General features: G+C 65.2%; 8 protein-coding genes. 3 read left to right on the plus strand and 5 right to left on the minus strand.

The window, feature by feature from the left end:
• Positions 1-371: 371 nt before the first annotated feature.
• Positions 372-2,063, minus strand: coding sequence for an acetolactate synthase large subunit (locus tag ACWCO2_RS36410; RefSeq protein ID WP_450132357.1), 1,692 nt, complete (start codon positions 2,061-2,063; stop codon positions 372-374).
• A gap of 206 nt (positions 2,064-2,269) precedes the next feature.
• Here ACWCO2_RS36410 and ACWCO2_RS36415 point away from each other — a divergent pair, with 206 nt between their 5' ends.
• On the plus strand, positions 2,270-3,007 hold the full coding sequence (locus ACWCO2_RS36415) for a flavodoxin family protein (RefSeq protein ID WP_450132358.1): 738 nt from the start codon (positions 2,270-2,272) through the stop codon (positions 3,005-3,007).
• A 69-nt stretch (positions 3,008-3,076) separates the two neighbouring features.
• Here the strand turns inward: ACWCO2_RS36415 and ACWCO2_RS36420 are convergent, their stop codons facing one another.
• Entirely contained in the window at positions 3,077-3,271 is a 195-nt protein-coding gene (locus ACWCO2_RS36420) for a hypothetical protein (RefSeq protein WP_450132359.1), read from the minus strand.
• A gap of 701 nt (positions 3,272-3,972) precedes the next feature.
• Here ACWCO2_RS36420 and ACWCO2_RS36425 point away from each other — a divergent pair.
• On the plus strand, positions 3,973-4,266 hold the full coding sequence (locus tag ACWCO2_RS36425) for a hypothetical protein (RefSeq protein WP_450132362.1): 294 nt from the start codon (positions 3,973-3,975) through the stop codon (positions 4,264-4,266).
• Between the two features lie 91 nt (positions 4,267-4,357).
• Here the strand turns inward: ACWCO2_RS36425 and ACWCO2_RS36430 are convergent, their stop codons facing one another.
• Positions 4,358-4,762 (minus strand): hypothetical protein, encoded by a 405-nt coding sequence (locus ACWCO2_RS36430; RefSeq protein ID WP_450132364.1) that lies wholly within the window; start codon positions 4,760-4,762, stop codon positions 4,358-4,360.
• Positions 4,763-4,786: 24 nt separating this feature from the next.
• Between ACWCO2_RS36430 and ACWCO2_RS36435 the strand changes: the two genes are divergently transcribed.
• Positions 4,787-5,005 (plus strand): hypothetical protein, encoded by a 219-nt coding sequence (locus tag ACWCO2_RS36435; protein WP_450132363.1) that lies wholly within the window; start codon positions 4,787-4,789, stop codon positions 5,003-5,005.
• A gap of 27 nt (positions 5,006-5,032) precedes the next feature.
• Here the strand turns inward: ACWCO2_RS36435 and adhP are convergent, their stop codons facing one another.
• Both adhP and ACWCO2_RS36445 read right to left on the minus strand, forming a co-directional pair.
• Positions 5,033-6,049, minus strand: a complete 1,017-nt coding sequence (gene adhP, locus ACWCO2_RS36440; RefSeq protein ID WP_450132360.1) for an alcohol dehydrogenase AdhP — start codon at positions 6,047-6,049, stop codon at positions 5,033-5,035.
• Positions 6,050-6,361: 312 nt separating this feature from the next.
• A partial coding sequence (locus ACWCO2_RS36445; protein WP_450132361.1) for an AMP-binding enzyme occupies positions 6,362-6,844 on the minus strand: 483 nt, incomplete at its 5' end.

Here is a 6,844-nt window from a genome sequence, read left to right on the forward strand (position 1 = left end):
GGCTGGGGCATGCGGGCCGGCGTCGGGGCCGAACGAGGTTTCCCCCATCACGACGCCTTCCGGCAGTGGCGGGTACGGCTTCTGCTCACTCATGATGCCCGGCCCTAGACCTCGCAGAGGCCGCAGACTCGACTGCTGATCAGCCTCACCCATGAGGCGTAATACCGACTCCGTCATCCGGTCGGTCCCCGCCGTCCACTCGCGTTGCCCGGGGCCCAGGGCGCGGACGAGGTCGTACACCCGCACCGTGCCGGTGAACGCTTTGTTCGACCGGACTGCGCTGTTGTTTCCGCGGGGTGATTCCGGTAGGTGCTGTGGCTGAATAGCACTGTGACGCCGATCGTGTTTTCGGTGGGGGCGTTGTCGAATGATCAGAATGGGCCGTGCAGTTCGCCCAGCCGGTTAGTCAGTCGCAGGTTTTCGGTGTAGTCGATGGGGCAGGTGATGACGGTGACCGTGTCGTCGTCGAGGGCGCGGCGCAGTACGGGCAGCAGTTGGTCGGCGGTCTCTATCGCGTGGCCGTGTGCGCCGAAGCTTTCGGCGTAGGCGACCAGGTCTGGGTTGGTGAACCGGGTGTGGCTGTGGCGGCCGAGTTCGAGCTCCATTTTCCAGGTGATCAGGCCGTATTCCTCATCCACCAAGACGAGAACGACCAACGGGATGCGTTCGCGGACGGCTGTCTCCAGCTCTTGGGAGTTCATCAGGAATGAGCCGTCGCCCATCATCGCCAGAACCCTTCGGTCTGGCCGGGCCAGCTTGGCGGCGATGGCGCCCGGCAGCGCGAAGCCCATTGTGGACAGTCCGTTGGAGACCAGGCAGGTATCCGGTTCGTACGCCGGATAGAGCCGGGCCATCCACATTTTTCCGGCACCAGTGTCGGCGAGCACGACGTCCTGGCGGTCCAGCGCGGCGCGGACATCGGCCACCACACGCTGCGGCACCACGGGGAACGCGTCGTTGGTGCGGCCGTACTGGAGTTCCTCGTCGAGCAACGTACGGATCTTCTCGCTGCGTCCTGTGGCATGAGCGAGTCCATCGGGCAGTGCTGAGGTGAGTGCGTCCAGTGCTTGCGAGGGGGCACCTTCGATGCCCACTGCGACTGGGTAGTGCTGGTCAACCTCGGCGGGAAACCGGTGCACGTGCAGGATCTGCTTGTCACCGTGCGGGTTGATCTTTACTGGGTCGAATTCCTGGATCTCATACCCCACGCAGATCAGCACGTCGGCCGTGTCGAAGCCGAAGTTGCTGTAGTCGTGGCGCATGAAACCGACTGCGCCCAGTGCGTTCGGGTGGTCGTCGGGGAAGACGCCCTTGCCGTGAAAGGTGGTCGCGACCGGGATGTTCAGCCGCTCGGCGAAACGGATGAGAGCGTCCGAGGCCCGTGCCCTGGCGGCGCCGTGGCCGGCCAACACGACGGGCCGCTTGGCGGCGGTGAGGACCTCGGCAGCCCGTGCGATCTGGGAGGGCGACGGCGCATCAGGATGCACCGTGTCGATGGGCAGGGGTGCCAGCTGCTCGGCGAGGTCCCCTGCTTCGATGTCCTCCGGCACGGCCAGGAACACCGCACCCGGGCGTTCGCTCTGCGCGGTCTTGAACGCCTTGCGCGTCATTTCCGGTACCGCGTCGGGACATTCGACACGGGCCGCCCACTGGGTGACTGGAGCGAACATCGATACCAGGTCGATGACCTGGTGCGACTCCTTGTGGAGGCGGCGTAGGGAGCCTTGTGCCGCCAGGGCCACCATCGGAGCACTGTTGGTGGTGGCATCCGCAGTGCCGAGCAGCAGGTTGATCGCGCCAGGGCCCAGCGTGGCCGAGCACACGCCGGCTCGGCCGGTCAGGCGCCCGTAGACCTCAGCCATGAACGAGGCGGCCTGTTCGTGGCGCACCAGGACATATTCGATACCGGAGTCGTTCAGCGCGTCGACGAAGCGGATGTTCTCTTCGCCGGGGAGCCCGAAGACGTACTCCACGCCCTCCGCCCGCAGACAACGCACCAACAAATGCGCGACGTCCTCGCCCGCAGCCACGTTCCGCGACCCAGTTGCAGCTTCAGCACCCATGAAACGACGCTAAGTAACGCCGGCCGCCCCAGCCACTGTCAGTCACCCATCAGCGCGGTGGTCGGTGGCGGTGGCTGGCAGAACTCGAGCACCGCTCGGGCTATTCGGAGGTGTTGTTGTGGTGCCTTCCGCGGGCCGCCCGCAGACTGAATCCGGATGTGGACGCTTCGCCGTTCGCTGGGCGGCGGGATTTCCAGGAGGACCGTGTGACTGCTTCGTCGCCCGCCGCCGATGCACCGCCTGCCCGGTACGACGATCTACGGGCCCTAGTGATCAACTGCACCCTCAAACGCTCACCGAAGACGAGCAACACGCGGGGTCTGATCGACCACAGCACCGCCATCATGAACGAACGAGGAGTGCACGTCGACGTCATACGGGCGGTGGACCACGACATCGCCACCGGCGTGTGGCCCGATATGACCGAGCACGGCTGGGAGACAGACGCGTGGCCGGACATGTACCAACAGGTCCTGGCGGCCGACATCCTCGTGCTGGCGGGCCCCATCTGGCTAGGAGACAACAGCTCCGTGATGAAGCAAGTGATCGAACGCCTCTACTCCTGCTCCGCCTTGCTCAACGACGCCGGGCAGTACGCCTATTACGGCCGTGTCGGCGGTTGTCTGATCACCGGTAACGAGGACGGCGCCAAGCACTGCGCCATGAACATCCTCTACAGCCTGCAGCACCTGGGCTACACCATCCCCCCTCAGGCTGATGCCGGATGGATCGGCGAGGCAGGCCCCGGCCCCTCCTACCTCGACCCCGGCTCGGGCGGCCCGCAAAACGACTTCACCAACCGCAACACCACCTTCATGACCTGGAATCTGCTGCACCTGGCCCGCATGCTCAAAGACCTCGGCGGCATCCCGGCCTACGGCAACCAGCGCACCGCCTGGGACGCCGGCTGCCGCCACGACTACGAAAACCCCGAACACCGCTAGCTACTTCAACCTGAAGGGGTCTGCCGCCGGAACGGCGTTTCCGGGGGAGTGAGCTTTTTCCGCTTGGATTCAGCTTGCTTGGATGACGGTTCGGACGGCGTTGACGAGTGTGGTCGCGAGGCTTGGGCTGGAGTGGATCTTGCGGAGGGTTTTCCAGCTCTTGAGCTCCGCGTTTGCTCGCTCGCCCGGGCCGCGCACTGCGCCGACCTGGAAGGCGGTCCTGGCGGCGCTGTGATTCTCGTTGTGGATCTTCTCCCCAGACACACCGTGCAGTCTGCATACAGACCGCTAAAGGTGGCTTTCCTGGTAGGGAAGACAGTGGAGCTCGTCAGCTCGTGGGGGCGGAAAAGATCGCCGAGGGCAACGGACGGATTTCTTGAACCGGCACGGCTTTTGCTGAATCCGATTTCATTTTGGTATTTCTCGGTGTGGCGCAGCGCTGAGTGGGGCTTCGTCGCTTTCTTTCTCGGTGGGAGCCGTCAGGCGAGCTTGAAGTGCCTCGGGAAGGTCGGGCAGCGGTCGGTCGGGGCGTGTCCTCGATCGCCGCCCACTGCCCGGGGGTTGGCCGGGTCGTGGGGTCCAGCTCGACGTGGACCTCCAACGGCGACTGGATCGTCGCCAGCGGGTACTGCGCGTTGCCGCCGAGACGGAGCCCCCCGTAGGTCGGTCTGCTCCTCCGGAGCGGTTGATCACCAGGCGCGGCCAGTCGATACCTGACGGACCTGCTCATCCAGCGTCTCCGCCTGCTCCGCGTGAATGCACAGCCGTTGACGGATCTAGTGGTAGGCCAGAAGTTCCGGTAGTTCCGCGTTCGTTGGTGTAGACCTGTGGTTGTCTTGCAGTCGATCGTGCTCGGGCCCCAGTACGGCGTGTCGGACGGGTCGAATGTCACTATGCGCATTGCTGCATGCGATATTAGTCTTCTTAGGTCAAAAACGCTCGGAATGGGCGAAAGGCCGGTGGTGATGATGGCGCATCAAGAGCACTCCGCGCATGAGCATGCTCATGGTGAAGGCTGCGGGCACGTGTCAGTTCCCCATGGTGACCACGTCGATTACGTGCACGATGGGCACCTGCACCGGGTGCACGACGACCATTACGACGAATGCGAGCAGGGCGAGCATGTCGCACATGACGGGCACGAGCACACCCACGGTGAAGGTTGTGGTCATGTCGCCGTTCCTCACGGCGACCACGTCGACTACATCCACGACGGACATCGCCACGCCATCCACGGCGACCACTACGACGAACACTGAATCGGCCGGGGCTGCCCGCGGAGTTGGTTGCGATGCTGTCGGCCTCGACGGGCCGGATCAGCCGGGCCACTCGCTGCGCGGCCCGGCTGTGTCAACTGTGGACGCCAGTAAGTTCATGCGCAGCATCTACGTGCTGAAGTGCGGGGTCGGGCATTGGCGGGAGAACCTGTTGCACCCCAGAGCTCGCTGCGCTGATGGCCAGTTGTTGTTCGCGCCGGCATGCTGGCCACCAGCGTCCCTCCTTGCCCACGTCCAGGCCAAGAAACACGCCATTTGACCGAGAGCTGTTGCTGTTGCGAGTGATCGAGGTGCGGGCGGATTCAATCGGTCGTGGCAACACCGTTTGTTTCGATTGAGGATAGATGATGGTGGAGGGCTTCTCGCCACCGCCGTACGCAGTGGCCGCACGGTCGTGTTCGTTGAGAGCGCGGTGCAGCCCGTGCTGCACCGCTCCCACATCCTCGACTACGTGCCCGCGACAATCGATCACGTGCACCTGCGGGCCTCCGCCGCACTGCCCGTGCTGTTCCCACCAGTCCGCACTGAGTTCCCCGCCGAGGCGCACGGTTGGTACGTCGACGGTGGAACCCGGCTGAACACGCCCATCAAACCGGCACTGGACCTCGGGGCCGATCGCATCGTGGTCGTCGGAACCGACGCGATCATTTCATCATCGGATGAACCGGGTCGGCACGAGGATGTCCGCTCAATGCCCGTGAGTCTGTTGAGCGTGCGATAGTCACCAACAGACTCACGGGGCTTCAGCTCAGCTGCGGAAGTCGAACACCAGCCGGGCCTTGACCTGGCCTTTCTCGACCTCCTCGAAGCAGGTGTTGACCTCGTCGAGGCGGCGGGCCTCCCGGATCACCTTGGTGCGGCCCTGCTGGTGGAGGCGGAACACCTCGTCCAGGTCACCGCGGGTGCCCACGATCGAGCCGACGATGGTGATGCCGTTGAGCACGGTTTCGAAGATCGGCAGCTGCACGTAGTTGTCAGCCGGCAGCGCGACGAAAACCAGCTTGCCGCCCCGGCGCAGCGAGCCGTACGCCTGCTCGAATGCCTTCGGCGCCACTGCGACCGAGATCGCGGCGTCGGCGCCGCCGAGGTCCTTGATCGCCTGCACGGGATCCTCGGTGAGCGCGTTGACGGTGTGGTCGGCCCCGAGTTCCCGAGCGAGTTCGAGCTTCTCGTCGACCACGTCCACCGCCACTACCTGCGCACCGAAGATCTTGGCGTACTGCACGGCGAGGTGTCCGAGTCCGCCGATGCCGAACACGGCGACCGTGGACGCGGGACGGGCTCCGGAGAGCTTCACCGCCTTGTAGGTCGTGACCCCGGCGCAGGTCAGCGGCGCCGCGTCCAGCGGATCCACCCCGTCCGGGACCTTGGCGACGTACTTCGCCGACGCCTTGGCGTACTCGGCGTACCCGCCGTCGATGAAGTAGCCGGTGTTGAGTTGCTTCTCGCACAGGGTTTCCCAGCCGCTGGTGCAGTAGTCGCAGACACCGCAGGCGATCCCCAGCCAGGGAATCGCCACTCGGTCGCCTTCGGCCACTTCGGTGACATCCGGACCGACGCTCTCGACGATGCCGACGCCCTCGTGCCCGGGGATGAGCGGGAGCTTGGGCTTGACCGGCCAGTCCCCGTGCGCCGCGTGGATGTCGGTGTGGCACAGGCCGGAGGTTTCGATTTTCACGACGACCTCTCCCGGCCCCGGCTCAGGCTTGGGAACCTCGTCGATGGTCAGCTCGTTCGCGAAGCTGTGGACGACTGCTGCTTTCATGACAACTCCTCGGGCGGTGCTTGTTGATCCTGGCTGGGAATCGGCTCGCGATCTGGTGGCCGTTGTTGTTACGACGTGGTTCGGCGTTGCGTAACCAGATGTCCTTTCTAACCGCCGACAATGTCGGGGGGAGCTCTCCGAACGGTCAGTTCCGCGGTGCGACTGGAGTTGCTGGAGGGAATGTGGAGGCGGGAGCAATCCGCTGTTGCACCAACAAAACCCGGCGCACAGCGCGGCACATGGGTACCACCCGGCAGGTCGGGGACAGGGACGGGGCGTCAGCCTGCCGGGCGGTGGTCTGGTCAGTTCTGCTCAGTCGTCGCTGGTGGTGTTCAGGCCCTTGGAGATCAGCGACATGACGGACGAGTCGGCGAGCGTGGTGACGTCGCCGACCTCGCGGTTCTCCGCGACGTCGCGCAGCAGCCGGCGCATGATCTTGCCGGAGCGGGTCTTGGGTAGCTCGGGCACGATCATGATCTGGCGGGGCTTGGCGATCGGGCCGATCTCGCGGGAGACGTGCTCGCGCAGCTCCTTGAGCGCGGCCTCGCCGGAGGCCGCGTCGTCGACCCCGCCGCGCAGGATCACGAAGGCGACGATGCCCTGGCCGGTGGTGGGGTCGGAGGCGCCGACCACCGCGGCCTCGGCGACGTTGGGGTGGGAGACCAGTGCGGACTCGACCTCGGTGGTGGAGATGCGGTGCCCGGAGACGTTCATGACGTCGTCGACGCGGCCGAGCAGCCAGATGTCGCCGTCGTCGTCGTACTTGGCGCCGTCGCCGGCGAAGTAGTAGTCGAG

The sequence above is a fragment of the Saccharopolyspora sp. NPDC002376 genome (assembly GCF_053593195.1).